The organism is Stenotrophomonas sp. 278 (assembly GCF_003935715.1).
Classification (GTDB): domain Bacteria; phylum Pseudomonadota; class Gammaproteobacteria; order Xanthomonadales; family Xanthomonadaceae; genus Stenotrophomonas; species Stenotrophomonas maltophilia_AH.
Genome location: NZ_RHPP01000051.1, coordinates 4,085 through 29,020, shown reverse-complemented (window position 1 = coordinate 29,020; position 24,936 = coordinate 4,085). Strand labels below are relative to the sequence as shown.

Below are 24,936 nucleotides of genomic sequence, written 5' to 3'. Positions count from 1 at the left end.
TTTTTTTGGCTCGGCCGTTTTTTTTTTTTTTTACCCACTTTTTCTTTGTCAACCCCAGTTGTTTATGTGCTCGGTTTTTGGGGGGGGGGGGGGGGGGGGGGGGCCCCCCCCCCAAACCCCACCCCGACCCACCTTCGATGGGTTATCGGTGGTCACGGAAAGTCAAAACCAACGCATCGGTCATCCGGCTCTTGACCCGCCCGGGCCTTGACCTGCTTTGGTGGGATCGGTCGAAAGACGATCGCCGTGAAATATGCAACACCCGGTAACGCATGACGTACCTCGGGCGCTTCATCCACACATCGCTGCATGGCGGTGTTCTGCAGCGCGATGAAGCGATTTCGATTTGGGGTCATGCGTTACCGGGCGTTGGTGATTTCACGGCAGTCGTCTGTCGACCGACTCTACCAGCCCCCACCATCCAGCAGTTGTAGTAACACGCCATGCGTGTCAGCGGCAGCCCGCCCGTCGGCCCCAGGCGCGTAGATCAGCAGCCGTAGCTTGTTCGCACGAATCCAACCGCAGCCGGGCAACGCCCTGCGATATGTACATCGTGCAATCGCAATCAGGGCCCCGGAGCCATCTTCTTCTGGCGCGCCTTGAACCGGTTGAACACCGGGGCGATCAGCGGGTGGTAGCTCCAGGCGATGCGCTTGCGCAGCCAGCTGGCTGGACGGTTGCGGATCGCGAAGCGGTAGATGTGCTCGGGATCGCCGCCAACGACATTGCGGCCGAACGGGTGCGTGGTGTGCAGGTAGCGGAAGCCCTGCTCGCGCGCGATCGGCAGGTAATCCTCGTCGAAGTCGCCGTAAGGCCAGCACAGCGTGTCAGAGACCTCGCCCAGTTTCTCCTGCAGCACCTGGCGCGCGCGAGACAGATCGCCGCGGATGCCTGCACGCTTTTCGTCGCGGCTGATGTCCTGCTTCATCCAACGCGTGTGGGTGTGCGTGTGGCAGTGCACCTCGAAAGTGCCCTCGGCGATCATCGCCCGGGCCTCGCTCCAGCGCATCATCACCTCGTCGTGGCGGTTCTCACGCAGGATCGCCGCTTCGCAGCCGCGATGGTCCGGCGTGGCTGGCAGCACCGCACCCGGCTCGCCCGCGTGCGGGCGGACCGGACCTTCGCCCATCCAGCCCGTCACCACGAACACCACCGCATGCATGTTGTATTTTTTCAGGATCGGGTGCGCGTATACCCAGTTGTCCAGATAGCCATCGTCGAAAGTGATCACGATCGACTTGCGCGGCACCGGTTTGCCCGCCAGGAAGTCGGCGTACTGCGCCAGCGTCAACGACGTCCAGCCAGTGCGCGCCAGCCAGGCAATCTGACTTTCGAAGTTCTCCGGCGACACCGTGATCATCCCCGGCGAAGGCGACACATGGTGGTGCATCAGCACCGGTACCGTTCTAGCGTTTGCCATGTCCCAGCTCCTTCAGCCACTGGTGATAATAATGCTCGGTCGCCTCGGTGTGTCCCGCCGGGGTGAAACGGTGCGCGCTGCGCATCCAGTCCCAGCCCGCTCGCCCCATCTGCTGGCGCCGTGCCGGATCTTCCACCAGCGTCTGCAGCGCCGCCGTCAGCGCCGCGCTGTCGCCGAGCGGGGCCAGCAGTGCATTGCTGCCTTCCACCACCATTTCCGGTACCCCACCCACCCGGGTCGCCACAATGGGCACGCCCACGTAGGCAGCTTCCAGAAATACCGTCCCCGCCGCTTCCTTGTGCGTGGCCAGCGCGAAGATGTCAAAGCCGGTCATCAGTCGGCACGCACCCATCCGATACCCGAGCAGGTGCACCTGCGACTCGATTCCCAGTTCGCTCCTCAAGGCTTTCAGCCGGTCCATCATCGGCTGGCCATCGCCCACCACCACCAGCTGCAGCTGCGGATGCTTCCGGCACAGCGGGGCAATGGCGTGCATCAGGTCGACATGGCCTTTGGGCTCGCGCAGCACGGCCACGCAGCCGACCACCACCTGGTCGTCGTTGAAGCCCAGCTCACGACGGACCTCCGCGCGCGTCTGCTGGAGGCACTGCCACGGGTCGCTCCCGGCGTCCTCGGTCCACTGCATCGGCACCGCGATCGGCGGCACGATGCCCACATGCGCGTCCGCCACGCCGCGCTGCACCAGCATCTGCTTCACAAAGCTGCTCACCGTCAGCACCCGGTGCGGCAGGCCGGTGTAGGTCAGCAGCGAGTTGACCGGGCTCATCAAGTGGCGTGAGCGCACCACCAATGGCGCATGCGCCAAGCGCGCGCCGGCAGCCGCAATCAGCGCGTCGCGCCGGCTGGTCGTGTTGACCACGTCATAGCGCTGGCTGCGCACCAGCCGCGACACCGACCAGACACCACGCAACAGCCGCAGCAGCCCACCCATCTTCAGCGAGTGCACGGTGAAGCCCGCGTCGCCTGCGATCTCACCCAGGCGCGAACCGGGCTGGCACAGCAGCGACACGTCGTGGCCGCGCTCGCGCATGGCCAGCATGTGGCGGTAGATATAGATCTCCTGACCGCCAAATCCCTTGGCAGCTTCAGTGTGCAGAATTTTCAAGGGTCTGCGGTCAAGCGGCGTGTTCATCGATGAACGTTCCAGGCGTCAATGCTTGCGGAAATGCGTCAGTGCATCCCATGCGGCTTTCACCGCAGCGGGGTCAGGTTGCTGGTCGGGCAGTGGCAGGTAATGGCGGTCCAGTGCGGTGGCATTGCCAAACTTGTCAAACACGTAGGTATTGTCGCCGTCGCGGATGCCCCGCTGCGACCAGCTTTCGACCAGCACCGGCCGGTTGACGCGCTGCTCGTCGAACAGGTCATGGCCGGTACTGAAGTCGGCCAACGGGTTCTCACAGCCCAACCCATGGCGCATCAGGGTGGGCACCCAGTCTTCATGACTGCTGGTGGTGGCGTGCGCCTGGGTGTCACGGCCGGGCCAGTGCAGTACGAAGGGGACCCGCATCTGGTAGTCGGAGAAGTTGCCATTGTGACCCCAGTAGTTCAGCCCCAGGTCGTTGAATTCCTCGGCATGGTCGCCGGTCACCAGCACGATGGTGTTGTCGGCCTGCCCGCTTTCGCGCAGGGTCTGCAGCAGCTGCCCGACCAGGCTGTCGGCGTAGTGCACGGCGGTGCGGTAACGATTCAGTTCGGGGGCGGGGTCATGGTCCTGGTCCAGCGCCAGGAAGTTGATCTGCTGCGCCATCGGCGTGGCCAGCGGTGGATAATCCGCCGGCAGGTGATAGGGCGCGTGGGTGCTGTCCAGAAACACGAAGCCGAACCAGGGGGATTTCGCAGGCTTGAGCATATCGCCCTGCATCGCCTCGACGATGTGACGGTCGCGCGCGGCGACCGGCAGGTCCGAGGGAGCTACGTGCAGCTGGTCGCGGACCTGGGCGAACACGGTACGGTCGAATTCGGGGCTGTGCAGCGGTGCGCTGCCATAAAGGTGCAGGGAATAGCCTTGCTGGCCCAGCACCTGGAACAGCAGGGAGCCGCGCTGTTCGCTGAGCATGTTCTGCCAGTACCCGCCCGGCAGGCCGTACAGCAGGCCGAACAGGCCGTAGCGGGTGGCGTTGCCGCTGCTGTAGTGGCGATCGAACGTTTCCGAACGCTCTGCCAACGCCCAGGTGTTGGGCATGGTGGTGGCATCCAGTGCATCGTGACGCAGCGACTCCAGCACCACGACCAGCACGTTCGGGCGGGTGTGGCTCTGGCAGCGCAGCGGATGCAGGGGGTATTCGAGCTGGCTCATGCGCGGGTCAGGCAGATTGGCCTGCGGCGCGCTGCGCACGCCCAGCCGGTGCATGTGGCGCTTGGCGGTGATCGGCTGTGCCCAGGGCAGGTAGGCCCACTGGCTGGTGACGGCACGTTCGCCGAGCGCGTCGTAGTAGGCCGTGGCCACTTGTCCGGTCAGCATCAGCGCAGCGCCGGCCGCCCAGGCCAGCAGCACCGGCCTGCGACGATGGCGCGCCGGCAGCAGTTTCCAGCAGGCCCAGGCCAGCAGCACCTCGGCCGCGGCAACGGCGACCAGCACGCCGCCGACCTGCAGCCAGGTCTGCCAGGACAATGCGACCTGGTCCTGCAGCGCGCCGCCGAACACCATGTTCAGGACCATGGCGTTGAGGTGGAAACGATATAACTCGAAAACCTTGGCATCCACCAGCAGCAGGCACAGCCAGGCACCCTGCAGCACCGCGGCGCTGATCTGGAGAGGGCGGGGAGACCGCGGCCACAACCCGATGGCCAGCGGCAGCAGCGACACCAGTGCACCGAAGAACAGGAAGTGGCCGGGCAGCGCAATGCCCAGGTAGCTCACGCCCAGGGCGCCGCCGGGATTGTCCTGCAGCGGGGTGTTGCCCAGCACGATGGCTATAGCCACGCAGGCATTGATGGCGGTGAACAGTGTCAGCCAGCCCAGGCGCTGCCAGCGCACGGCAGAGGGCGGGGGCAGGGCGGAAAGCGAATCGTCCATGTACCGGGTAACGCAAGAAGAGGAAAATTGAAGACGTGGCGGCGGCAGCGTCCGTGGCCGCCCGGCCTTTGATCCGGCGGGCGGCGCGCATTGTATCGGTTTGTATCAACCTATCGGAGGCGATTACCCTCCGATCTGGCACAATATTCAGCCGGGCCACAGCTGCGGCCCTGTCCCCACCCCGAAACCCCAGGAACCGCTGTGAGCCAGATCCCCACCCTCGACATCACCCGTTTCGACAGTGACCGTGACGCTTTCGTCGCGGAACTGGGCGCGGCCTACCGTGAATGGGGGTTTGCGGGCATTCGCAACCACGGCATCCCGCAGGCGGACATCGACGCCGCCTACGACGTGTTCAAGGCGTTCTTCGCGCTGCCGGAAGAGACCAAACTGAAGTACCACGTGCCGGGCACGGGTGGTGCACGCGGCTACACCCCTTTCGGGGTGGAGACGGCGAAGGGTTCCAAGCACTTCGACCTGAAGGAGTTCTGGCACATCGGTCGTGAGATTCCGGACGACTCGAAGTACCGCGACGTGATGGCCCCGAACCTGTGGCCGACCGAAGTGCCGGGCTTCCGTGAGCGCGGTTACGGCCTGTACCAGGCGCTGGACAACCTGGGTTCGCGGGTGCTGTCGGCGCTGGCGCTGCACATCGGCCTGCCGATCGACTTCTTCGCCGACAAGACCAACAACGGCAATTCGATCCTGCGTCCGATCCATTACCCGCCGATCACCGCTGACGACATTCCGAACGTGCGCGCGGGCGCGCATGGCGACATCAATTTCATCACCCTGCTGGTGGGCGCGAGCGCGGCGGGCCTGGAAGTGCAGTCGCACGATGGCAAGTGGGTGCCATTCACCTCGGACGCGGACACCATCGTGGTGAACATCGGCGACATGCTGCAGCGCCTGACCAACCACGTGTATCCGTCGACCATCCACCGCGTGGTCAACCCCCCGGGCGAGCAGGCCCGCCAGCCGCGCTACTCGGTGCCGTTCTTCCTGCACCCGAACCCGGACTTCCTGATCGACGTGCTGCCGACCTGCATCACCCCGGACAATCCCAGCCGCTACCCCGAAGCCATCACCGCCCACGGTTTCCTGGAAGAGCGCCTGCGCGAGATCAAACTGAAGTAACCCACAAGGCCACCGCAAGGTGGCCTTCTCGTTTCATGCGGTTGCATTGATCACGTGATGCCGGGCTCTGCCCGGCTGCTGTTGGATTTGGGCGAACAGCCGGTTGTCACGGCAGATCCGGCTCGGCGGCTCGGGATGGGCGTTCCGGGGGACGCTGTGAATACGTCCATGTAAGCTCATCGCCGCATCCATGCGGCTCGTGCCCCCTCCAGCCCACCCCGAACCGCCACGACAGTTGGCTGGCGGCCATCGAAGATCAAAACCCGTCCGCGCGCTTCCTTGGTGGGATCGGTGGACAGACGATCGCCGTGAAATCCCCAACATTCGTTAACGCACGATCCTGGATCGACACCGCTGTTGATCTGGCATTTCCCATGGCCCCCGGCCTTCTGTCCAGGGCGTCCCGGGGTGGGTTTGCGGGGGACTCGGCGCCATGGATGGCGTCCGCGTAGCCCCCATGGACGGGTTTACGGCGACCCCGCAAACCCACTCCGGGACGCCCAAACACGGGAACCGTTGACCGCCGGCTGTTAGCCCAGATCCAACAGCAGGCGGGCAACGCCCGGCGATCCGCAGCGTCTGCAATCCCACAGCCCGCCTGCCCGCACGGATTATCCAATTGAAATGTAAGCGTTTTCGGCGGAACAGGGATTCGTTACATCCGGTATCATTGTTGGCTGATACTCAAAAGGAGACCGCCATGCGCCGCAAGATCGTCGCCGGTAACTGGAAGCTGCACGGCAGCCGTCAATTCGCGACCGACCTGGTCAGTGACGTGGTCGCCAGCCTGCCGAAGGACGGGGTCGAGGTGGTCATCCTGCCGCCGCTGCCGTACCTGGGTGAACTGGTCAACGATTTCGAGGGCAGGGCGGTTGCGTTCGGCTCGCAGGACGTCAGCTCCAATGAAAAGGGGGCCTACACCGGTGAGGTGTCCGCTGCCATGCTGGCCGAGGTCGGGGCCCGCTACGGGCTGGTGGGCCATTCCGAGCGCCGCCAGTACCACCATGAAAGCAGCGAGCTGGTCGCCCGCAAGTTCGCCGCCGCCATCCACGCCGGCCTGGTTCCCGTGCTGTGCGTCGGCGAAACCCTGGAGCAGCGCGAGGCCGGGCAGACTGAAGCGGTCATTGCCAGCCAGCTGGCCCCGGTCCTGGACCTGGTCGGTCCGGCCGGCTTCCAGCATGCGGTGGTCGCCTATGAACCGGTCTGGGCCATCGGCACCGGCAAAACCGCTTCCAAGGAGCAGGCGCAGGAAGTCCATGCCTTCATCCGTGGCGAAGTGGCCAAGCGGGATGCTAGAATCGCCGATTCGTTGCCGATCCTCTACGGCGGCAGCGTCAAGCCCGACAACGCTGGGGAACTGTTCGCGCAGCCCGATGTCGATGGTGGGCTGGTAGGCGGTGCCTCGTTGGTCGCCGCAGATTTCCTGGCCATCGTCGAGGCGGCGACCGGGCGTTAATGAATAATCCGAGGACGGATTCGAAATGCTGATGTTGATCCTCAATGTGGTCTACGTGCTGGTATCGGTGGCCATGATCGCGCTCATCCTGATGCAGCGTGGTTCCGGTGCGGCCGCAGGCTCGGGTTTCGGTGCCGGTGCCTCGGGTACGGTGTTCGGTGCGCGCGGTGCGTCCAACTTCATGTCCAAGACCACGAAGTGGCTGGCCGTGGTGTTCTTCGGCATCAGCCTCTTCATGGCCTGGTACGCCAGCCATGGTGCCCGTCCGACCGCTGACGCGGGTCTGGGTGTGATGTCTGCCCCGGTCCAGAGCGCCCCGGCCGTGCCGGCGGGTGAGCTGCCGGCTGTGCCGAAGGCCCCGGAAGCCGCTGCGCCGCAGCCGGTTCCGGCTGCTGCTGCCCCGGCCACTGTGCCGGCTCAGGCGGAAACGTCGAATTCTGGTGAAGAAAAGCCCGCGGAAGGCTCCCAGAATCGCTGAAGACGGTTACAATATGCGGCGCACCGGGTAAGTCCCGGTGCGATCGTAAGCCCAGGTGGCGGAATTGGTAGACGCACTACCTTGAGGTGGTAGCGACTTAGGTCGTAGGGGTTCGAGTCCCCTCTTGGGCACCATTTGTTTGTAAGCGGTTTGCGGTCTGGCGCGCTATGCGCCAGATCTGCGTTCCGTCCACTCCCCCATGCCAAAACGCCTGCAGGCGTGGCGGCAGAGGCAAGAGAGAATCGCTGTGCTGGCCGAATATTTGCCGTCTCTGCTGTTTCTGATTGTTGCCACCGGTATCGGCGTTGCGCTGATGCTGGTCGGCCGGTTCCTCGGTCCCCGGCGTCCAGATCTGAAGAAGCTCTCGCCGTACGAATGCGGCTTCGAGGCCTTCGAGGACGCGCGCATGAAGTTCGATGTGCGCTACTACCTGATCGCGATCCAGTTCATCGTATTTGACTTGGAAATCATCTTCATCGTGCCGTGGACCCAGGTGTTCATGGAGCTGGGGGCGCGTTCCCTGGTCACGATGGGCCTGTTCGTGGGCATGCTTTTCCTCGGTTTCATTTACGTCTGGAAGAAGGGAGCGCTGGAATGGGAGTAATTCAGACTCTCGATGGCCTGATGAACAACCCGGTCCCGGAAGGGCGGGTCGACGACATCCTGCGGCCGGAAGGTGACAACCCGCTGCTCGAGAAGGGCTATGTGACCACCAGCGTCGACGCGCTGTTGAACTGGGCACGTACCGGCTCGATGTGGCCGATGACCTTTGGTCTGGCCTGCTGCGCGGTTGAAATGATGCACGCCGGTGCGGCGCGCCTGGACCTTGACCGCTACGGCGTGGTGTTCCGCCCGTCGCCGCGTCAGTCCGATGTGATGATCGTGGCCGGTACCCTGGTCAACAAGATGGCCCCGGCGCTGCGCAAGGTCTACGACCAGATGCCGGACCCGAAGTGGGTCATCTCCATGGGCAGCTGCGCCAACGGTGGCGGCTACTACCACTACTCGTATGCAGTGGTGCGTGGTTGCGACCGCGTGGTGCCGGTGGACGTCTACGTCCCGGGTTGCCCGCCAACCGCGGAAGCGCTGGTGTACGGGATCCTGCAGCTGCAGAAGAAGATCTGGCGTACGCAGACCATCGCCCGCTGACATTCCTCCTGACAAGAGCACGCCAAGCCCCCATGGCAGAGCAAGCATCCTTCATCGACCGACTCTCCGCACGTTTCGCAGGTGCGCAGGTCTTCGTGGTCGAACCCCGCGGCGAAGTGACGCTGGAAGTGCCCGCTGCTGACTGGCTGGCCACGGCGGTGGCGCTGCGCGACGAATTCGGTTTCGAGCAGTCCGTTGACCTGTGTGGTCTGGACTACCTCGGTTACGGCGACGACGAATGGGACACCGCTGATGTCTCCTCGCACGGCTTCAGCCGTGGCGTCGAAGGCAAGGGTGCCGGTCGTTTTGCCTGGGGTGAATTCCCCAGCCGCGAAACCGCCGACGGTACCCAGCCGCAGCCGGTGCCGCAGCAGCGTTTTGCGGTGGTCGCGCAGCTGCGCTCCTACCAGCACAACCTGACCATGCGCATCCGCTGCTTCGCGCCGAACGAAGAGCTGCCGGTGGTCGCCTCGCTGACCAGCGTGTGGCCCGGCCTGAACTGGTTCGAGCGCGAAGCGTTCGACCTGTTCGGCGTGATCTTTGAAGGTCATCCGGACCTGCGTCGCATCCTGACCGACTACGGCTTTGTGGGGCATCCGTTCCGCAAGGACTTCCCGCTGATCGGCAACGTCGAAGTGCGCTACGACGAAGAAAAGAAGCGCGTGATCTATGAGCCGGTGACTTCGGTCGAACCGCGCGTCGGCGTGCCGCGCGTGATCCGTGACGATGCCCGTTTCCAGACCGCTGCCGGTGAAACCGCGCAGTCGGAGGCAGTGAAGTGAGCGAATTCAAGCAGTCCCACCAGGCGTTTGCGAGCAATGCCGCCGAAAGCCGGCAGGAAATCCGCAACTACACCATGAACTTCGGCCCGCAGCATCCGGCCGCGCACGGTGTGCTGCGCCTGATCCTGGAAATGGACGGTGAAACCATCGTCCGTGCCGACCCGCACGTGGGCCTGCTGCACCGGGGTACCGAAAAGCTGGCCGAGTCCAAGCCGTTCAACCAGTCCATCGGTTACATGGACCGCCTCGACTACGTGTCGATGATGTGCAACGAGCACGCCTACGTGCGCGCGATCGAAACCCTGATGGGGATCGAAGCGCCGGAGCGTGCGCAGTACATCCGCACCATGTTCGACGAAATCACCCGCATCCTGAACCACCTGATGTGGCTGGGTTCGAACGCACTCGACCTGGGCGCGATGGCGGTCATGCTGTACGCCTTCCGCGAGCGCGAAGAGCTGATGGACTGCTACGAAGCCGTCTCCGGCGCGCGCATGCATGCGGCCTACTACCGTCCGGGCGGCGTGTACCGCGACCTGCCGGACCAGATGCCGAAGTACAAGGAATCGCGCTGGCACAAGGGCCAGGCCCTGAAGAACCTCAACGCCGCGCGCGAAGGTTCACTGCTGGACTTCCTGGAGAACTTCACCGTCGAGTTCCCCAAGCGCATCGACGAATACGAAACCCTGCTGACCGACAACCGCATCTGGAAGCAACGTACCGTCGGCATCGGTGTGGTCACCCCGGAACTGGCGCATGCCTGGGGCATGACCGGCGTGATGCTGCGCGGTTCGGGCATTGCCTGGGACCTGCGCAAGAAGCAGCCGTACGCCAAGTACGACGCCGTCGATTTCGACATCCCGCTGGGCAAGGAAGGCGACTGCTACGACCGTTACCTGGTCCGCGTCGCGGAAATGCGCGAATCCAACCGCATCATCAAACAGTGCGTGGCGTGGCTGAAGGCCAACCCGGGCCCGGTGATGGTGAAGAACTTCAAGGTCGCGCCGCCCAGCCGCGAAGACATGAAGGACGACATGGAAGCGCTGATCCATCACTTCAAGCTGTTCAGTGAAGGCTACTGCGTGCCGGCCGGTGAAACCTATTCGGCGGTGGAAGCCCCGAAGGGTGAGTTCGGCTGCTACCTGATGTCCGATGGCGCCAACAAGCCGTTCCGCGTGCACCTGCGCGCGCCGGGCTTCGCCCATCTGTCCTCGATCGACTCGGTCGTGCGCGGGCACATGCTCGCCGACGTGGTGGCCATGATCGGCACCTACGACCTGGTGTTCGGCGAGGTCGACCGGTGAGTCCGGCCGCAAGCACGATGCCTGACACCCGCCGGCTGCTGCCGGCGCTGCAGGTTCTGGTTTTCCACGATTTGGTATTCGTTGAGGTCGGCCGATGAAGGCGACAGGTAATTTCGAGGCGGCGCGTGACGTCGACCCGATGGTGGTGCTGAGCGACAAGACCCGTGCTCACATCGATCACTGGCTGTCCAAGTTCCCGCCGGACCGCAAGCGCTCTGCCACGCTGCAGGGCCTGCACGCCGCGCAGGAGCAGAACCAGGGCTGGCTGACCGACGAACTGATCGCCGGCGTGGCCAAGTACCTGGACCTGCCGCCGGTGTGGGCCTACGAAGTGGCCAGCTTCTACTCGATGTTCGAGCTGGAGAAGGTTGGTCGCCACAACGTCGCCTTCTGCACCAACATCAGCTGCTGGCTGAACGGTGCGGAAGACCTGGTCGCGCACGCCGAAAAGAAGCTCGGCTGCAAGACCGGCCAGTCCACCGCGGACGGCCGCATCTACCTCAAGCGTGAAGAAGAATGCCTGGCCGGTTGCGCCGGTGCGCCGATGATGGTCATCAATGGCCACTATCACGAGCGCCTGACCGTCGAGCAGGTCGACGCGCTGCTGGACGGGTTGGAGTAAGCCATGGCACATCATCACGCACCCACTGGCCCGGTCGGTCCCGCACCGCTGCCGCACCAGGTGGTCTACACCACGCTGCACTACGACACCCCGTGGTCGTATGAAAGCTACCTCAAGACCGGTGGCTACGCTGCCCTGCGCAAGATCCTCGAAGAGAAGATCCCGCCGGAGCAGGTGATCGAGATGGTCAAGCAGTCGAACCTGCGCGGCCGTGGCGGCGCGGGCTTCCCGACCGGCCTGAAGTGGTCCTTCATGCCCAAGGGCACCATGCAGAAGTACATCCTGTGCAACTCGGACGAATCCGAGCCGGGTACCTGCAAGGACCGCGACATCCTCCGTTACAACCCGCACTCCGTGGTCGAAGGCATGGCGATCGCCTGCTACGCCACCGGCAGCACCGTGGGCTACAACTACCTGCGTGGTGAGTTCCACCACGAGCCGTTCGAGAACTTCGAACAGGCCCTGGCCGACGCCTACGCGAATGGCTGGCTGGGCAAGAACATCCTTGGCAGCGGCGTGGATATCGACATCTACGGTGCGCTGGGTGCCGGCGCGTACATCTGCGGCGAAGAAACCGCACTGATGGAATCGCTGGAAGGCAAGAAGGGCCAGCCGCGCTACAAGCCGCCGTTCCCGGCCAACTTCGGCCTGTACGGCAAGCCGTCGACGATCAACAACACTGAAACCTATGCGTCGGTGCCGGCGATCATCCGCAACGGCCCGGAATGGTTCCAGAGCCTGAGCCTGACCAAGAACGGTGGTCCGAAGATCTTCTCGGTCTCCGGCTGCGTGCAGAAGGGCGGCAACTTTGAAGTGCCGCTGGGCACCACCTTCGATGAGCTGCTGGAAATGGCCGGTGGTCTGAAGCCGGGCCGCACCCTGAAGGGCGCGATTCCGGGCGGTGTCTCGATGCCGGTGCTGAAGGCCGAAGAGCTGAAGGGCCTGCAGATGGACTACGACACCCTGCGTGCCCTGGGCACCGGTCTGGGTTCGGGGGCCATAGTGGTGCTGGACGACAGCGTCTGCTGCGTCAAGTTCGCCTGCCGCATCAGCCAGTTCTTCCACAAGGAATCCTGTGGCCAGTGCACCCCGTGCCGTGAAGGCACCGGCTGGATGCACCGCGTGCTCGAGCGCATCGTCGCCGGCAAGGCCACCCTGGAAGACCTGCACCAGCTGAAGGCAGTGGCCGGCCAGATCGAAGGCCACACCATCTGTGCGTTCGGTGAAGCGGCGGCATGGCCCATCCAGGGCTTCCTGCGCCAGTTCTGGGACGAATTCGAGTACTACATCGTCAACGGTCATTCGATGGTTGACGGCAAGAAGGTGGAGGCAGCCGCTGCATGAGCGCGCAACCCAACAATCCCGCCGCCCCGGCAGTCGTGCCGGAAGGGCACGTGACCGTCGAGATCGACGGCCAGTCCCTGGTGGTGCCCAAGGGCTCGATGATCATCCAGGCCGCCGACAAGGCTGGCATTCCGATCCCGCGCTTCTGCTACCACGAAAAGCTGCCGATCGCGGCCAACTGCCGCATGTGCCTGGTCGACGTTGAAAAGTCGCCCAAGCCGGCACCGGCCTGCGCCACGCCGGTGATGGATGGCATGAAGGTCGCCACCCGCAGCGAAAAGGCGCTGAAGTTCCAGCGCTCGGTGATGGAGTTCCTGCTCATCAACCACCCGCTGGACTGCCCGATCTGCGATCAGGGCGGCGAGTGCGAGCTGCAGGACGTGTCGCTGGGCTATGGCCGTTCGGTCAGCCGCTTCAACGAACGCAAGCGCGTGGTGCCGGACGAGGACATCGGTCCGCTGGTCGCCACCGAGATGACCCGCTGCATCCAGTGCACCCGCTGCGTCCGCTTCACCGCCGACGTGGCCGGCACCTATGAACTGGGTGGCATGTACCGCGGCGAGAACCTGCAGATCGGTACCTACGACGGCAAGCCGCTGACCACCGAGCTGTCCGGCAACGTCGTCGACGTCTGCCCGGTCGGCGCGCTGACCAACAAGGTGTTCCAGTTCCGCGCCCGTCCGTGGGAACTGACCGCGCGCGAGTCGCTGGGCTACCACGACGCGATGGGCTCGAACCTGTTCCTGCACGTGCGCCGCGGCGAAGTGCTGCGCGCGGTGCCGCGTGACAACGAGCTGGTCAACGAGTGCTGGCTGTCCGACCGTGACCGTTACTCGCATCAGGGCCTGTACAGCGCCGACCGCGCGGTGAAGCCGCTGCGCAAGGTCAACGGCGAATGGCAGGAAGTGAGCTGGGCCGAAGGCCTGGCCGCCGCCAAGGAAATTCTGTCGGCCAACAAGGGCGACGACCTCGGCGTGCTGGTGCACCCCTCGGCCTCGAACGAGGAGGGCGCGCTGCTGGCCCGTCTGGCCTCGGGCCTGGGCACCGGCAACCTCGACCACCGCATCAACAACCGTGACTTCTCCGACGCCGTCATCGCCGAAACCTTCGGCCTGTCGTTGGCTGAAATCGAAGCCGCTGACAACATCGTCGTGCTCGGCAGCAACATCCGCCACGAGCTGCCGCTGCTGCACGCCCGCCTGCGCAAGGCGCAGACCACGCGCAACGCGAAGATCCACGCGATCAACCCGGTCGACTTCGATTTCGCCTTCAAGCTGGCCGGCAAGCAGATCGTCGCCCCGTCGAAGTTCGTCGAAGCGCTGGGTAACGCAGAACTGCGCCAGGCGGTCACCGGCAACGCCGTGCTGATCGTCGGTGGCATCGCCGAGAACCACCCGCAGGCTGCCGCGATCCGCGCCGCCGCGCGTGATTTCGCCGCCGCTACCGGTGCCAAGCTGTGTCGCATTCCGCAGGGTGCCAACGCCGTGGGCCTGTCCCGCGCGGGCGTGCTGCCGGCCGGCAAGGACGTGGCCGCGATGCTGGCCCAGCCGCGCAAGGCGTACGCGATCTACGGCATCGAACCGGGTCTGGACTTCGCCGACACCGCCGCTGCCCGCAAGGCGCTGGCCGGTGCCCAGGTGGTGGCCTTCAGCCAGTTCGCCTGTGCCTCGACCCGCGATGTGGCCGACGTGATCCTGCCCATCGGCGCGCTGCCGGAAATCGACGCCACCCTGACCAACCTCGATGGTCGCGAGCAGTCGGCGCGTGCCGGCGGCAAGCTGCCGGGTGAGGCCCGTGAAGGCTGGCGCGTGCTGCGTGCACTCGGTGGCGAACTGGCCCTGGCCGGTTTCGACTTCACCGACCTGGCCGGCCTGCGCGCCAGCCTGGCGCCGGTGTCCGTCAATGTGTCCACTTCCGCCGCGACGCCGGTCACCGGCGAAGGCCTGGAAGTGGCGTCCACCGCTGCGATCTACCGCACCGACGCCGTGGTCCGCCGCGCGCAGGCGCTGCAGTCGCACCCGCTGAACAACGCGCCGCGCATCGTGCTCAACGCCGATGACGCTGCCCGGCTGCAGCTGGTGGAAGGGCAGATGGCCAAGGTCGGCACCGATGCCGGCAAGGCCACCTTGTCGGTAGTGGTCGACGCCCGCGTCGCCGCGGGTTCGGTCTGGATTGAATCGGGCCACGGTGCGACTGCACCGCTGGGTGCCGCACGCGTAACGGTGGTGGCTGCATGAACGAATTGCTGTTGAACGCGGTCGACCCGCTGCACCAGTGGCTGCTTGGCCTCGGTGAAGTCGGCGCGCTGATCTGGATCATCCTGAAGATCCTGCTGATCGCCATGCCGGTGATCATCGCGGTGGCCTTCTACGTGGTCTGGGAACGCAAGCTGATCGGCTGGATGCACGTCCGCCACGGCCCGATGTACGTGGGCATGGGCATCTTCCAGGCCTTCGCCGACGTCTTCAAACTGCTGTTCAAGGAAATCATCCAGCCGGCCAGCTCGCACAAGGCGATCTTCGTGCTGGCTCCGCTGATCACCCTGGCCCCGGCGTTCGCGGCCTGGTCGGTGGTGCCCTTTGACTCGCAGATCGTGCTGTCCAACGCCAACGCCGGCCTGCTGTACCTGCTGGCGATGACCTCGCTGGGCATCTACGGCATCATCCTGGCTGGCTGGGCATCGAACTCGAAGTACGCCTTCCTGGGTGCGATGCGCGCCTCGGCGCAGATGATCAGCTACGAAATCGCCATGGGTTTTGCCCTGGTCGGCGTGATGATCGCCGCGGGCAGCCTGAACCTGAGCAACATCGTGATGGCCCAGGCCGGCAGCTCCGGCTTCTTCGACTGGTTCCTGATTCCGCTGTTCCCGCTGTTCGTCGTGTACTGGGTCTCCGGCGTCGCCGAAACCAACCGCGCGCCGTTCGACGTGGTGGAAGGTGAATCGGAAATCGTCGCCGGCCACATGGTGGAATACTCCGGCGGTGCGTTCGCGCTGTTCTTCCTGGCCGAATACGCCAACATGATCCTGATCAGCTTCCTGATCTCGATCTTCTTCCTGGGTGGCTGGCTGAGCCCGATCCAGGGCTGGGTCACCGCGGACATCTCGCCGTGGATCGACTGGGTCTGGAAGGGCGGTGCACCGTGGCTGTTCGTCAAGGTGTTCTTCTTCGCCAGTGCCTACATCTGGTTCCGTGCCAGCTTCCCGCGCTTCCGTTACGACCAGATCATGCGTCTGGGCTGGAAGGTCTTCATCCCGCTCACCATCGCGTGGATTGCAGTTGTGGCCTTGATGGTGTTCTACGGCGTGATCCAGAAGGGCGTCTAAGTGATGAACAGAATTACCCATTACTTCAAAAGCCTGCTCCTGCTCGAACTGCTCGGCGGTCTGTGGCTGACGCTGAAGTACACCTTCAAGCCGAAGTACACGCTGATGTACCCGATGGAGAAGTTCCCGCAGTCGCCGCGCTTCCGTGGCCTGCACGCACTGCGCCGTTACCCCAACGGCGAAGAGCGCTGCATTGCCTGCAAGCTGTGCGAAGCGGTGTGCCCGGCGCTGGCCATCACCATCGACTCGGCCAAGCGTGAAGACGGCACCCGCCGTACCACCCGCTACGACATCGACCTGTTCAAGTGCATCTTCTGTGGCTTCTGCGAAGAAAGCTGCCCGGTGGACTCGATCGTCGAAACCCACGTCCTCGAGTACCACTTCGAGAATCGTGGCGAAAACATCGTTACCAAGCCGCAGCTGCTGGCCATCGGTGATCGGCTGGAAGCCGAAATCGCCGAGCGTCGCGCCGCCGATGCCGCTTTCCGCTGAGGTCGAATGATGGATTGGGTAAATATCAGTTTCTGGGTCTTCTCCATCGTGGCGGGTATCTCCGCTGCGGCGGTGATCAGCGTGCGCAATCCGGTCTACGCCGTGCTGTGCCTGATCCTGACCTTCTTCTCGGTGGCCTGCGTCTGGCTGCTGGTCGGGGCCGAGTTCCTGGGCGTGGCCCTGGTGCTGGTCTACGTCGGCGCGGTCATGGTGCTGTTCCTGTTCGTGGTGATGATGCTCGACATCGACGACAACAACCTGCGCGAGGGCTGGGTACGTTATCTGCCGATCGGCCTGGTGGTTGCCATCACCATGCTGGTGCAGATGCTGGTGCTGATCGGCGTGAAGGGCAGGGCGGTCAATCCGTTCCCGGCCGACAACGCCGCTGCCCTGGCCGCCGACAGTTCCAACATCACCTGGCTGGCCCGCAGCCTGTTCACCGAATACCTGCTGCCGTTCGAGTTCGCCGCCGTCATCCTGACCGTGGCCGTGGTTGCCGCCGTAATGCTGACCCTGCGTCGCCGTGAAGGCCTGAAGACCCAGAACCCGACCGAACAGACCATGGTCAAGGGCAGCGACCGCCTGCGCGTGGTCAAGATGGACGCCGAAAAGCCGGTGGTCCACACCCTGACCAAGCCCTCCAGCAACGAGGAGACCGCTCCGTGATCACTCTGGGTCATCTTCTGGCGCTGGGCGCGCTGCTGTTCTGCATCAGCCTTGCCGGCATCTTCCTCAACCGCAAGAACATCATCGTGCTGCTGATGTCGATCGAGTTGATGCTGCTGTCGGTCAACATCAACTTTGTAGGGTTCTCGCGTGAACTGGGCGACACGGCCGGCCAGCTGTTCGTCTTCTTCATCCTGACCGTGGCCGCAGCAGAAGCGGCGATCGGTCTGGCGATCCTGGTAACCCTGTTCCGTACCCGCCGCACCATCAATGTCGGCGAAGTCGATTCGCTGAAGGGCTGATCCGTAGATGGAAATTACTCTCTCCAAGAGTCTGTTGATCGCAGTGGTGCTTGCACCGCTGTTCGGCAGCATCATCGCCGGCCTGTTCGGTCGTCAGGTCGGGCGCTTCGGCGCGCAGACCGTCACCATCCTGGGCGTCGCAGCCAGCTGCGTCATGTCCAGCTACGTGTTCTACCAGCTGCTGTGGGGCGGCGCGCAGCCGTTCAACCAGAACGTCTACACCTTCTTTGAAGTCGGCCAGTACGCGGCTCATGTCGGTTTCATGGTCGACAAGCTGACCGCGATGATGATGGTGGTGGTGACCTTCGTGTCGCTGCTGGTCCACATCTACACCATCGGCTACATGGAAGAAGATCCGGGCTACCAGCGCTTCTTCAGCTACATCTCGCTGTTCACCTTCTCGATGCTCACCCTGGTGATGAGCAACAACTTCCTGCAGCTGTTCTTCGGCTGGGAAGCCGTGGGCCTGGTGTCGTACCTGCTGATCGGCTTCTGGTTCAAGCGTCCGACCGCCATCTTCGCCAACATGAAGGCCTTCCTGGTCAACCGTGTCGGTGACTTCGGCTTCATCCTCGGCATCGCCGGCGTGCTGTGGGTGTTCGGCACCCTCGACTACGCCACCGTGTTCGCCAATGCGCCGATCCTGAACCATCCGGAAGCGCAGCTGCAGGTGTGGTCGGGCACCATCAACCTGTTCGGCCTGCATACCTTCGAGGTGTTCTCCGAGCCGGTGATCTGGTCGATCGCCACCATCATCTGCATCTGCCTGTTCATCGGTGCCATGGGCAAGTCGGCCCAGGTTCCGCTGCACGTGTGGCTGCCGGACTCGATGGAAGGCCCGACTCCGATCTCGGCGCTGATCCACGCGGCCACCATGGTCACCGCGGGCATCTTCATGGTTACCCGCATGTCGCCGCTGTTCGAGCTGTCGCAGACCGCGCTGAACTTCGTGCTGTTCATCGGTGCCACCACCGCGTTCTTCACCGGCCTGATCGGCATCGTGCAGAACGACATCAAGCGCGTTGTCGCGTACTCCACGCTGTCGCAGCTGGGCTACATGACCGTGGCGCTGGGCGTGTCGGCCTACTCGGCGGCCGTGTTCCACCTGATGACCCACGCCTTCTTCAAGGCGCTGCTGTTCCTCGGCGCGGGCTCGGTGATCATCGCCATGCACCACGAGCAGGACATGCGCAAGATGGGCGGCCTGCGCAAGTACATGCCGATCACCTTCATCACCATGTGGATCGGTACCCTGGCCCTGGTCGGCACGCCGTTCTTCTCCGGCTTCTATTCCAAGGACACCATCATCGAGGCGGCCGAGCACCACGCTCACATGTCATCGAGCTGGGTGGCGACCTATGGTTACTGGGCCGTGCTGGGTGGCGTCATCGTCACCAGCTTCTACAGCTTCCGCCTGCTGTTCCTGACCTTCCATGGCAAGGAACGCTTCCGCGACGCGCATGACGATCACGGCCACGGCCATGATGACCACCATGCCGCCGATGCGCATCATGCCGATGCCCATCACGGTGACGCCCACCATGGCGATGCACATGACGACCACGGCCATGGCCATGGTCCGCACGAGCCGCACGAAACCCCGTGGGTCGTGACCCTGCCGCTGATCCTGCTGGCGATCCCGTCGATCCTGATCGGTTTCTTCAGCATCGGTCCGATGCTCTACGGCACCGACTGGGCCGGCCATCACGCCGAGCACGCGGTTCCGGGCCAGGTGCATGCGTTCTTCACCGGTATCGTCGATTTCTACGATCCGGCCCGCAACACCATTGGCGCGCTGGCGGAAGAGTTCCATGGTCCGGTGGCGTTCGCCCTGCACGGCATGATGGCTCCGGCCTTCTTCCTGACCGTGGCAGGCTTCCTGCTGGCAGTGCTGTTCTACCTGTGGAAGCCGGAACTGGCCGCGAAGTCCCGCAAGACCTTCGCTCCGCTGGTCTCGGTGCTGGAAAACAAGTACGGCTTCGACAAGCTGTGGATCGGCGGTTTCGCCGGTGGCGGCGTCAAGCTGGGCAAGGTTTCCCGCGCGATCGACACGAATCTGGTCGATGGTGTGGTGGTCAACGGTTCGGCACGCCTGATCGACCTGGCTGCCAACCTGCTGCGTCGCACCCAATCCGGTTTCCTCTATCACTACGCCTTCGCGATGATCATCGGCCTGATTGCCCTGCTGGGCGCGCTGATGCATTACCTGCGTTGATGACCTGTACGGAATAAGAAGACGTGTCGAACTGGCCTCTACTCAGTGTTCTCATCTGGCTGCCGATCCTCGGCGGTGCCTTGATCCTTGCCATCCGTGATGCCCAGACCGCGCGTTGGGCCTCGCTGGGCGTCGCAGTGCTGACCTTCGCGGCCAGCCTGTTCCTGCTCAGCGGTTACGACGTGAGCAACGACGCCCTGCAGTTCGTCGAGACCCGCGCCTGGATCCCGGCCTACGACATCGGCTACAACCTGGGTGTGGACGGCATCGCCATCGCGTTGATCCTGCTGACCACTCTGGTTTCCGTGCTGGCCCTGATCGGTGCCTGGAGCGCCATCGACAAGCGCGTCAACCAGTACGTGGCCGCGTTCCTGATCCTGGAAGGCGTCACCGTCGGTATCTTCGCTGCCACCGACGCGATGCTGTTCTACGTGTTCTTCGAAGCCATGCTGATCCCGATGTTCCTGATCATCGGTGTCTGGGGTGGTCCGCGTCGCATCTACGCCGCGCTGAAGTTCTTCCTGTACACCTTCCTCGGCTCGGTGCTGATGCTGGTGGCGCTGATCTACCTGTACCTGAAGGGTGGCAGCTTCCAGCTGGCCGACCTTTACCAGCTGCAGCTCAGCGCACAGGAGCAGACCTGGATCTTCTTCGCGTTCCTGATCGCCTTCGCGGTCAAGGTGCCGATGTTCCCGGTGCACACCTGGCTGCCGGACGCCCACGTGGAAGCGCCGACCGCCGGTTCGGTGATCCTGGCCGCCATTGCGCTGAAGATCGGTGGTTACGGCTTCCTGCGCTTCAACCTGCCGATCGTCCCGGACGCCTCGCAGGAATGGGCCTGGCTGGTCATCACCCTGTCGCTGATCGCGGTGATCTACGTCGGCCTGGTCGCCCTGGTCCAGGACGACATGAAGAAGCTGATCGCGTATTCCTCGATCGCGCACATGGGCTTCGTCACCTTGGGTACTTTCATCGCGCTGTGGCTGGTCCGTGACGCCGGTAATGCCGACGCGGCCCGCCTGGGCCTGCAGGGTGCGATGGTGCAGATGGTCTCGCACGGCTTCGTCTCCGGCGCGATGTTCTCCTGCGTCGGTGTGCTGTATGACCGCATGCACACCCGCCGCATCGCCGACTACGGCGGCGTGGTCAACGTGATGCCGTGGTTCGCCACCTTCGCCATGCTGTTCTTCATGGCCAATGCCGGCCTGCCGGGCACCAGCGGTTTCGTCGGCGAGTTCATGATCATCATGGCCAGCTTCCAGCGTAATCCGTGGCTGGCACTGGGCGCGGCGACCACGCTGGTGATCACCGCCGCCTACACGCTGTGGCTGTACAAGCGCGTGTTCTTCGGTGAAGTGGCCAACCCGCATGTGGCGGAAATGAAGGACATCAATGGTCGTGAGTGGCTGGTGCTGGGCGTGTTCGCCGTCGGTACGCTGGCCCTGGGTCTGTATCCCAAGCCGCTGACTGACCTGATGGAGCCCTCGATCGCGAAGCTGGCGATGCAGATCGCATCCAGCAAGCTGCTGTAATTCCAGGATTTGATGATGACCACCTCTTCGCTGTTGCCATTGACCGCCGCTGACCTGCCGCCGCTCGCTCCGGAGCTGGTGCTGATCGGCAGCGCCTTCGCGCTGATGATCCTTGACCTGTTCATCAGCAAGGAAAAGAAGATCTGGACCCACCTGTTCTCGGTCGCCGCACTGGCCGTGGTGCTGTTCATGCTGGCCACTGGCGTGGGCGGGCAGGGCGAGGTGTTCCATGGCATGTTCATCCGCGACACCGCTGCCGACGTCATGAAGACCGTGGTGGTGCTGTGCAGCGGCCTGACCCTGATCTATGGCTGGAGCTACCTGCGCGAACGTGACCTGTTCCAGGGCGAGATCCCGGTCCTGATCATGTTCGCTACCGCGGGCATGATGATCTTGGTCTCGGCCGGCAGCCTGCTGATGGTGTACCTGGGCCTGGAACTGCTGGCGCTGTGCTCGTACGCGCTGGTTGCCAGCAACCGTGACAACAAGCTGGCCACCGAAGCGGCGATGAAGTACATCGTGCTCGGTTCGCTGGCCTCGGGCCTGCTGCTGTACGGCATGTCGCTGATCTACGGTGCCACCGGTTCTCTGCACCTGGACGTGATTCACGATTCGATCGCCCACACCGAAGAGCGCGTGCTGCTGCTGACCGGCGTGGTGTTCATGATCGCCGGCGTCGCCTTCAAGCTGGGTGCCGCACCGTTCCACATGTGGCTGCCGGACGTGTACCAGGGTGCCCCGGCACCGGTCGCGCTGTTCATCAGTTCCGCACCGAAGCTGGCCGCCTTCGGCATGGCCTACCGCCTGCTGGAAGTGGGCGTTGGCCCGCTGTCGGCCGAATGGAAGTACCTGATTGGTGGCCTGGCCGCCCTGTCGCTGGTGATCGGCAACCTGATGGCGATCGCGCAGAGCAACCTCAAGCGCATGCTGGCGTACTCCACCGTTTCTCACATCGGCTTCCTGCTGCTGGGCATCGCCGGTGGCGGTGAGCGAGGCTACGCCGCCGCGCTGTTCTATGCCCTCAGCTACGCGATCATGTCGACCGCCGGCTTCGGCGCGATCATCGCGCTGTCGCGCAATGGATTCGAAGCCGAGAAGATCGAAGACTTCAAGGGCCTGAACGCCCGCAACCCGTGGATGGCCGGGCTGGTCCTGTGCATCATGGCCTCGATGGCCGGCATCCCGCCGTTCCTGGGCTTCTGGACCAAGCTGGCCGTGCTCGGCGCAGCGGTCGATGGCGGTCTGCTGTGGCTCGCCATTCTGGGCGTGCTGTGCGCCGTGGTCGGCTGCTTCTACTACCTGCGCGTCATCAAGGTCATGTACTTCGATGAGCCGGTGGGTGAGCCGCTGCCGGCCCACAACGACCGCGTGCTGGGCGTGGTGCTGGGCGTGAACGCGCTGGCGCTGCTGGCCCTGGGCTTTGCCTGGAACCCGATCATGGTCTGGTGCCAGCAGGCATTTGCACATCTTGCATAAAAAACGATACAAAACTGCACAAATCGTGTAATATTTGTTTCCTGAGTTGTTGCAGCAGCGGTTTCGCCAGAAGATCGTTGCTTTGGGAGTCTCCGGATTCCCGCTCATCCGCTTCTGATGCGGGGTGGAGCAGTCTGGCAGCTCGTCGGGCTCATAACCCGAAGGTCGCAGGTTCAAATCCTGCCCCCGCTACCAAACAACCCCGGTGCGAACCGGTGGCAATGGACGAAAAGGCGATCCCGGAAACGGGGTCGCTTTTTTCGTTGTGGTGGCCCTGGCGAGAGGCGGGGCAGGGGAGCGGCTCTACACCTGTTTTTCATGGTCCCTGGCGTCTCATGGCCCTGTCGGGGGACACACAGAGCGCAAGGCAGTCAGCCGGGGGGTAATTGTGTCCTCATCGTGTTCAATGCTGGGCTATAACGGTGTGCTGCATGAAGTCCTCTCGGCATGGCAGCTCCTGGGAAGCGGCTACCGCGTTTACAGTCCTGCGCTGATGCGCCTGCACAGCCCCGACAGCATGAGTCCGTTCGGCAATGGGGGGCCGAATCCGTACGTCTACTGCATGGATGATCCACTCAATCGGGTCGACCCGAGTGGCCACTGGTCCGTCCTCGCGTACGCCGCCAATCTGTTCGGGTTCAAGCTGCGCGTACCGACGTTGACCCCGGTCGTGGTCGCGACGGCGGGTACGTTGACAGCGACGGGTGTGGCGCTGGGATCCTCCAGCAAGGCACAGCGCGATTTTGCAATTGGTGCGGCCGTGGTTCTGGCCGTCGGTGCCCTCATGGCAGGTCGTTACGCCTTCATCAAGCGCAAGCCCCTCCCCACGGTTGAGCCCGCCACCGTTACGACGGCAGGAGCGCCAACGTCCCCGACGTCCTCAACATCGCCAACGGTCACCACACCCAGCACAGGCTCGTCGCAGCTGTCGCCGGCCACGCCGACATCGCCCAAACTGCCAGTCACCCTGCCCCCGTCCCCGCGCCCGCGCCATCTGAACCTTGGCGCGAACGCACAACGTCGGCCCTTTGATCGCTCCCGCCTGCCGCCGGCTCCCCCACCACCTGCGTTCGTGCGGGGAGGAGGCAACAGAAACCGTCTGGCGGCCGAACGTTCCGCGACCATCAGGAAAGCGTCTGTGCAATGGGAAGAAGCTTTTCCGATGCGCCAGCCATGACCCGGCGATCTTCCATTTCGCAGCTACACGTGGGAAGCCGAGGCTTCGAATATCTGCGGTCAGAGTCGCGCGCAGGGGTCGGCTACAACGGTCAACTGCACGAACAGGGATCGGGTTGGCAATTCCTGGGCAACGGGTTCCGTGCATATAGCCCCAGCCTGATGCGTTTCCATCGGCCCGACAGCATGAGTCCGTTCGGCGAGGGCGGCATCAATCCCTACGCGTACTGCCAGGGTGACCCGGTGAACTTCTCAGACCCTGGCGGCCACTTTGTTGTGCCTGTCGCGGCAAGCCTCGGTATCGCGTCAGTCGCCATGTTTGGGCTGGCCGCGGATAGGTGGAGCGCGGGGGATGAGAAGAAGGCGGAATTGTTCGCCACAATTGCTGGAACCCTGGGTGCTTTCGCACTTGCCGCAGTTGGCATGCGCATGTACTGGAAAAAATACTCGCCCTTGAAAATGGGGGCGCTTCGGATCCATCGGGGACGCAGCAAGGATGTTGTGAACGTTCACGGCTCGCCGAACAGATCCCGCGTAGGCGATCTGGCGCTGGACGGTACGCAGATGGCAGATCTGCTGAAGTCGAAAGGCCTGGGCGACAAGCCGATCCGATTCCAGGCATGCAGCTCCGCAGACGGACCGTCTCCCCAAGCCCAGGTGCTGGCGAATGCCTTCGGCCAACCTGTTACCGGCTATCGGGGGCGGGTCAGGGTCGACACCTTCACCAATAAACCGTTCGGTGATTTCAAGGCGGTCGTCTTTCAACCCCAGACTGACGCGGAGAGAGCGAGGACCGCTATCCGCAATACGGAGTTGAACCGCCGCTCGCAACGCCTGCCCAGGCAACATGTGTTCCGGTTGCGACACGCATGAGCCGGGCGGGCGAAGGTGCTCCTTGGTTGGGGTTGCAAAGTGACAGAATGCCGATTACAATTCCGCTTCTGCTGCGGGGTGGAGCAGTCTGGCAGCTCGTCGGGCTCATAACCCGAAGGTCGCAGGTTCAAATCCTGCCCCCGCTACCAA

The 24,936-nt window shown here is 63.8% G+C and carries 22 protein-coding genes and 3 tRNA genes; 22 read left to right on the top strand and 3 right to left on the bottom strand.

The window, feature by feature from the left end:
* Positions 1 to 565: 565 nt before the first annotated feature.
* Genes EGJ34_RS10465 through EGJ34_RS10455 form a run of 3 tightly spaced genes read right to left on the bottom strand, consistent with a single transcriptional unit; the run spans position 566 to position 4,457 of the window.
* Complete coding sequence (locus EGJ34_RS10465) at positions 566 to 1,420, bottom strand: polysaccharide deacetylase family protein (protein WP_125360417.1); 855 nt, start codon at positions 1,418 to 1,420, stop codon at positions 566 to 568.
* A complete protein-coding gene (locus tag EGJ34_RS10460; RefSeq protein WP_125360416.1) occupies positions 1,407 to 2,573 on the bottom strand; it encodes a glycosyltransferase family 4 protein in 1,167 nt (388 codons plus the stop codon). Before EGJ34_RS10460 ends, EGJ34_RS10465 begins: the two co-directional genes overlap by 14 nt.
* Positions 2,574 to 2,591: 18 nt before the next feature.
* On the bottom strand, positions 2,592 to 4,457 hold the full coding sequence (locus tag EGJ34_RS10455) for a sulfatase-like hydrolase/transferase (RefSeq protein WP_125360415.1): 1,866 nt from the start codon (positions 4,455 to 4,457) through the stop codon (positions 2,592 to 2,594).
* A 201-nt stretch (positions 4,458 to 4,658) separates the two neighbouring features.
* On the opposite strand from EGJ34_RS10455, the gene EGJ34_RS10450 reads away from it, so the two are divergent.
* The 22 genes from EGJ34_RS10450 to EGJ34_RS10345 all read left to right on the top strand — a co-directional run bounded on the left by EGJ34_RS10450 (position 4,659) and on the right by EGJ34_RS10345 (position 24,935).
* Entirely contained in the window at positions 4,659 to 5,594 is a 936-nt protein-coding gene (locus EGJ34_RS10450; RefSeq protein ID WP_125360414.1) for a 2-oxoglutarate and iron-dependent oxygenase domain-containing protein, read from the top strand.
* 700 nt (positions 5,595 to 6,294) lie between these two features.
* Positions 6,295 to 7,050: a triose-phosphate isomerase gene (gene tpiA, locus EGJ34_RS10445; RefSeq protein WP_125360413.1), complete on the top strand. Its 756-nt coding sequence runs from the start codon at positions 6,295 to 6,297 to the stop codon at positions 7,048 to 7,050.
* Between the two features lie 25 nt (positions 7,051 to 7,075).
* Positions 7,076 to 7,528 carry a preprotein translocase subunit SecG gene (secG, locus tag EGJ34_RS10440; RefSeq protein ID WP_125360412.1) on the top strand — a complete coding sequence of 151 codons (453 nt, stop codon included), beginning with the start codon at positions 7,076 to 7,078 and terminating at the stop codon, positions 7,526 to 7,528.
* A 49-nt stretch (positions 7,529 to 7,577) separates the two neighbouring features.
* A tRNA-Leu gene (locus tag EGJ34_RS10435) sits at positions 7,578 to 7,662 on the top strand.
* Positions 7,663 to 7,775: 113 nt separating this feature from the next.
* Entirely contained in the window at positions 7,776 to 8,132 is a 357-nt protein-coding gene (locus tag EGJ34_RS10430; protein ID WP_026069699.1) for an NADH-quinone oxidoreductase subunit A, read from the top strand.
* Positions 8,123 to 8,677 carry an NADH-quinone oxidoreductase subunit B gene (locus EGJ34_RS10425; protein WP_017354657.1) on the top strand — a complete coding sequence of 185 codons (555 nt, stop codon included), beginning with the start codon at positions 8,123 to 8,125 and terminating at the stop codon, positions 8,675 to 8,677. The genes EGJ34_RS10430 and EGJ34_RS10425 overlap by 10 nt, the downstream gene beginning before the upstream one ends.
* Before the next feature lie 32 nt (positions 8,678 to 8,709).
* The gene (locus tag EGJ34_RS10420) at positions 8,710 to 9,459 is read left to right on the top strand and encodes an NADH-quinone oxidoreductase subunit C (RefSeq protein ID WP_125360411.1); all 750 of its coding nucleotides are present in this window, start codon (positions 8,710 to 8,712) and stop codon (positions 9,457 to 9,459) included.
* Positions 9,456 to 10,763, top strand: a complete 1,308-nt coding sequence (locus EGJ34_RS10415) for an NADH-quinone oxidoreductase subunit D (RefSeq protein ID WP_125360410.1) — start codon at positions 9,456 to 9,458, stop codon at positions 10,761 to 10,763. Before EGJ34_RS10420 ends, EGJ34_RS10415 begins: the two co-directional genes overlap by 4 nt.
* 94 nt (positions 10,764 to 10,857) lie before the next feature.
* Positions 10,858 to 11,385 carry an NADH-quinone oxidoreductase subunit NuoE gene (gene nuoE, locus EGJ34_RS10410; RefSeq protein ID WP_125360409.1) on the top strand — a complete coding sequence of 176 codons (528 nt, stop codon included), beginning with the start codon at positions 10,858 to 10,860 and terminating at the stop codon, positions 11,383 to 11,385.
* A gap of 3 nt (positions 11,386 to 11,388) precedes the next feature.
* The gene (gene nuoF / locus EGJ34_RS10405; RefSeq protein WP_125360408.1) at positions 11,389 to 12,729 is read left to right on the top strand and encodes an NADH-quinone oxidoreductase subunit NuoF; all 1,341 of its coding nucleotides are present in this window, start codon (positions 11,389 to 11,391) and stop codon (positions 12,727 to 12,729) included.
* Positions 12,726 to 14,966, top strand: a complete 2,241-nt coding sequence (nuoG, locus tag EGJ34_RS10400; RefSeq protein ID WP_125360407.1) for an NADH-quinone oxidoreductase subunit NuoG — start codon at positions 12,726 to 12,728, stop codon at positions 14,964 to 14,966. Before nuoF ends, nuoG begins: the two co-directional genes overlap by 4 nt.
* Positions 14,963 to 16,054, top strand: coding sequence for an NADH-quinone oxidoreductase subunit NuoH (gene nuoH, locus EGJ34_RS10395; protein WP_125360406.1), 1,092 nt, complete (start codon positions 14,963 to 14,965; stop codon positions 16,052 to 16,054). The genes nuoG and nuoH overlap by 4 nt, the downstream gene beginning before the upstream one ends.
* Positions 16,055 to 16,057: 3 nt before the next feature.
* Entirely contained in the window at positions 16,058 to 16,546 is a 489-nt protein-coding gene (nuoI, locus tag EGJ34_RS10390; RefSeq protein WP_125360405.1) for an NADH-quinone oxidoreductase subunit NuoI, read from the top strand.
* Positions 16,547 to 16,555: 9 nt separating this feature from the next.
* Positions 16,556 to 17,212, top strand: a complete 657-nt coding sequence (locus EGJ34_RS10385; RefSeq protein ID WP_125360404.1) for an NADH-quinone oxidoreductase subunit J — start codon at positions 16,556 to 16,558, stop codon at positions 17,210 to 17,212.
* Positions 17,209 to 17,514, top strand: a complete 306-nt coding sequence (gene nuoK / locus EGJ34_RS10380; protein ID WP_125360403.1) for an NADH-quinone oxidoreductase subunit NuoK — start codon at positions 17,209 to 17,211, stop codon at positions 17,512 to 17,514. Before EGJ34_RS10385 ends, nuoK begins: the two co-directional genes overlap by 4 nt.
* A 7-nt stretch (positions 17,515 to 17,521) precedes the next feature.
* On the top strand, positions 17,522 to 19,729 hold the full coding sequence (nuoL, locus tag EGJ34_RS10375) for an NADH-quinone oxidoreductase subunit L (protein ID WP_125360402.1): 2,208 nt from the start codon (positions 17,522 to 17,524) through the stop codon (positions 19,727 to 19,729).
* 23 nt (positions 19,730 to 19,752) lie between these two features.
* The gene (locus EGJ34_RS10370) at positions 19,753 to 21,261 is read left to right on the top strand and encodes an NADH-quinone oxidoreductase subunit M (RefSeq protein WP_125360401.1); all 1,509 of its coding nucleotides are present in this window, start codon (positions 19,753 to 19,755) and stop codon (positions 21,259 to 21,261) included.
* Between the two features lie 15 nt (positions 21,262 to 21,276).
* Positions 21,277 to 22,737, top strand: coding sequence for an NADH-quinone oxidoreductase subunit NuoN (gene nuoN, locus EGJ34_RS10365; protein ID WP_125360400.1), 1,461 nt, complete (start codon positions 21,277 to 21,279; stop codon positions 22,735 to 22,737).
* A 118-nt stretch (positions 22,738 to 22,855) separates the two neighbouring features.
* Positions 22,856 to 22,932 (top strand) — tRNA-Met (locus tag EGJ34_RS10360).
* 211 nt (positions 22,933 to 23,143) lie between these two features.
* The gene (locus EGJ34_RS10355) at positions 23,144 to 23,914 is read left to right on the top strand and encodes an RHS repeat-associated core domain-containing protein (protein ID WP_125360399.1); all 771 of its coding nucleotides are present in this window, start codon (positions 23,144 to 23,146) and stop codon (positions 23,912 to 23,914) included.
* Positions 23,911 to 24,786: an RHS repeat-associated core domain-containing protein gene (locus tag EGJ34_RS10350; protein ID WP_221740410.1), complete on the top strand. Its 876-nt coding sequence runs from the start codon at positions 23,911 to 23,913 to the stop codon at positions 24,784 to 24,786. Before EGJ34_RS10355 ends, EGJ34_RS10350 begins: the two co-directional genes overlap by 4 nt.
* Before the next feature lie 72 nt (positions 24,787 to 24,858).
* Positions 24,859 to 24,935, top strand: a tRNA-Met gene (locus EGJ34_RS10345).
* Position 24,936: the final 1 nt, after the last annotated feature.

Bases quoted from the DNA above. Each gene is read 5' to 3' on its own strand.
- EGJ34_RS10465 (WP_125360417.1), bottom strand. From the start codon at position 1,420: ATGGCAAACGCTAGAACGGTACCGGTGCTGATGCACCACCATGTGTCG.
- EGJ34_RS10460 (WP_125360416.1), bottom strand. From the start codon at position 2,573: ATGAACACGCCGCTTGACCGCAGACCCTTGAAAATTCTGCACACTGAA.
- EGJ34_RS10455 (WP_125360415.1), bottom strand. From the start codon at position 4,457: ATGGACGATTCGCTTTCCGCCCTGCCCCCGCCCTCTGCCGTGCGCTGG.
- tpiA (WP_125360413.1), top strand. From the start codon at position 6,295: ATGCGCCGCAAGATCGTCGCCGGTAACTGGAAGCTGCACGGCAGCCGT.
- secG (WP_125360412.1), top strand. From the start codon at position 7,076: ATGCTGATGTTGATCCTCAATGTGGTCTACGTGCTGGTATCGGTGGCC.
- EGJ34_RS10425 (WP_017354657.1), top strand. From the start codon at position 8,123: ATGGGAGTAATTCAGACTCTCGATGGCCTGATGAACAACCCGGTCCCG.
- EGJ34_RS10420 (WP_125360411.1), top strand. From the start codon at position 8,710: ATGGCAGAGCAAGCATCCTTCATCGACCGACTCTCCGCACGTTTCGCA.
- nuoE (WP_125360409.1), top strand. From the start codon at position 10,858: ATGAAGGCGACAGGTAATTTCGAGGCGGCGCGTGACGTCGACCCGATG.
- nuoF (WP_125360408.1), top strand. From the start codon at position 11,389: ATGGCACATCATCACGCACCCACTGGCCCGGTCGGTCCCGCACCGCTG.
- nuoG (WP_125360407.1), top strand. From the start codon at position 12,726: ATGAGCGCGCAACCCAACAATCCCGCCGCCCCGGCAGTCGTGCCGGAA.
- nuoH (WP_125360406.1), top strand. From the start codon at position 14,963: ATGAACGAATTGCTGTTGAACGCGGTCGACCCGCTGCACCAGTGGCTG.
- nuoI (WP_125360405.1), top strand. From the start codon at position 16,058: ATGAACAGAATTACCCATTACTTCAAAAGCCTGCTCCTGCTCGAACTG.
- EGJ34_RS10385 (WP_125360404.1), top strand. From the start codon at position 16,556: ATGGATTGGGTAAATATCAGTTTCTGGGTCTTCTCCATCGTGGCGGGT.
- nuoL (WP_125360402.1), top strand. From the start codon at position 17,522: ATGGAAATTACTCTCTCCAAGAGTCTGTTGATCGCAGTGGTGCTTGCA.
- nuoN (WP_125360400.1), top strand. From the start codon at position 21,277: ATGACCACCTCTTCGCTGTTGCCATTGACCGCCGCTGACCTGCCGCCG.
- EGJ34_RS10355 (WP_125360399.1), top strand. From the start codon at position 23,144: ATGCTGGGCTATAACGGTGTGCTGCATGAAGTCCTCTCGGCATGGCAG.
- EGJ34_RS10350 (WP_221740410.1), top strand. From the start codon at position 23,911: ATGACCCGGCGATCTTCCATTTCGCAGCTACACGTGGGAAGCCGAGGC.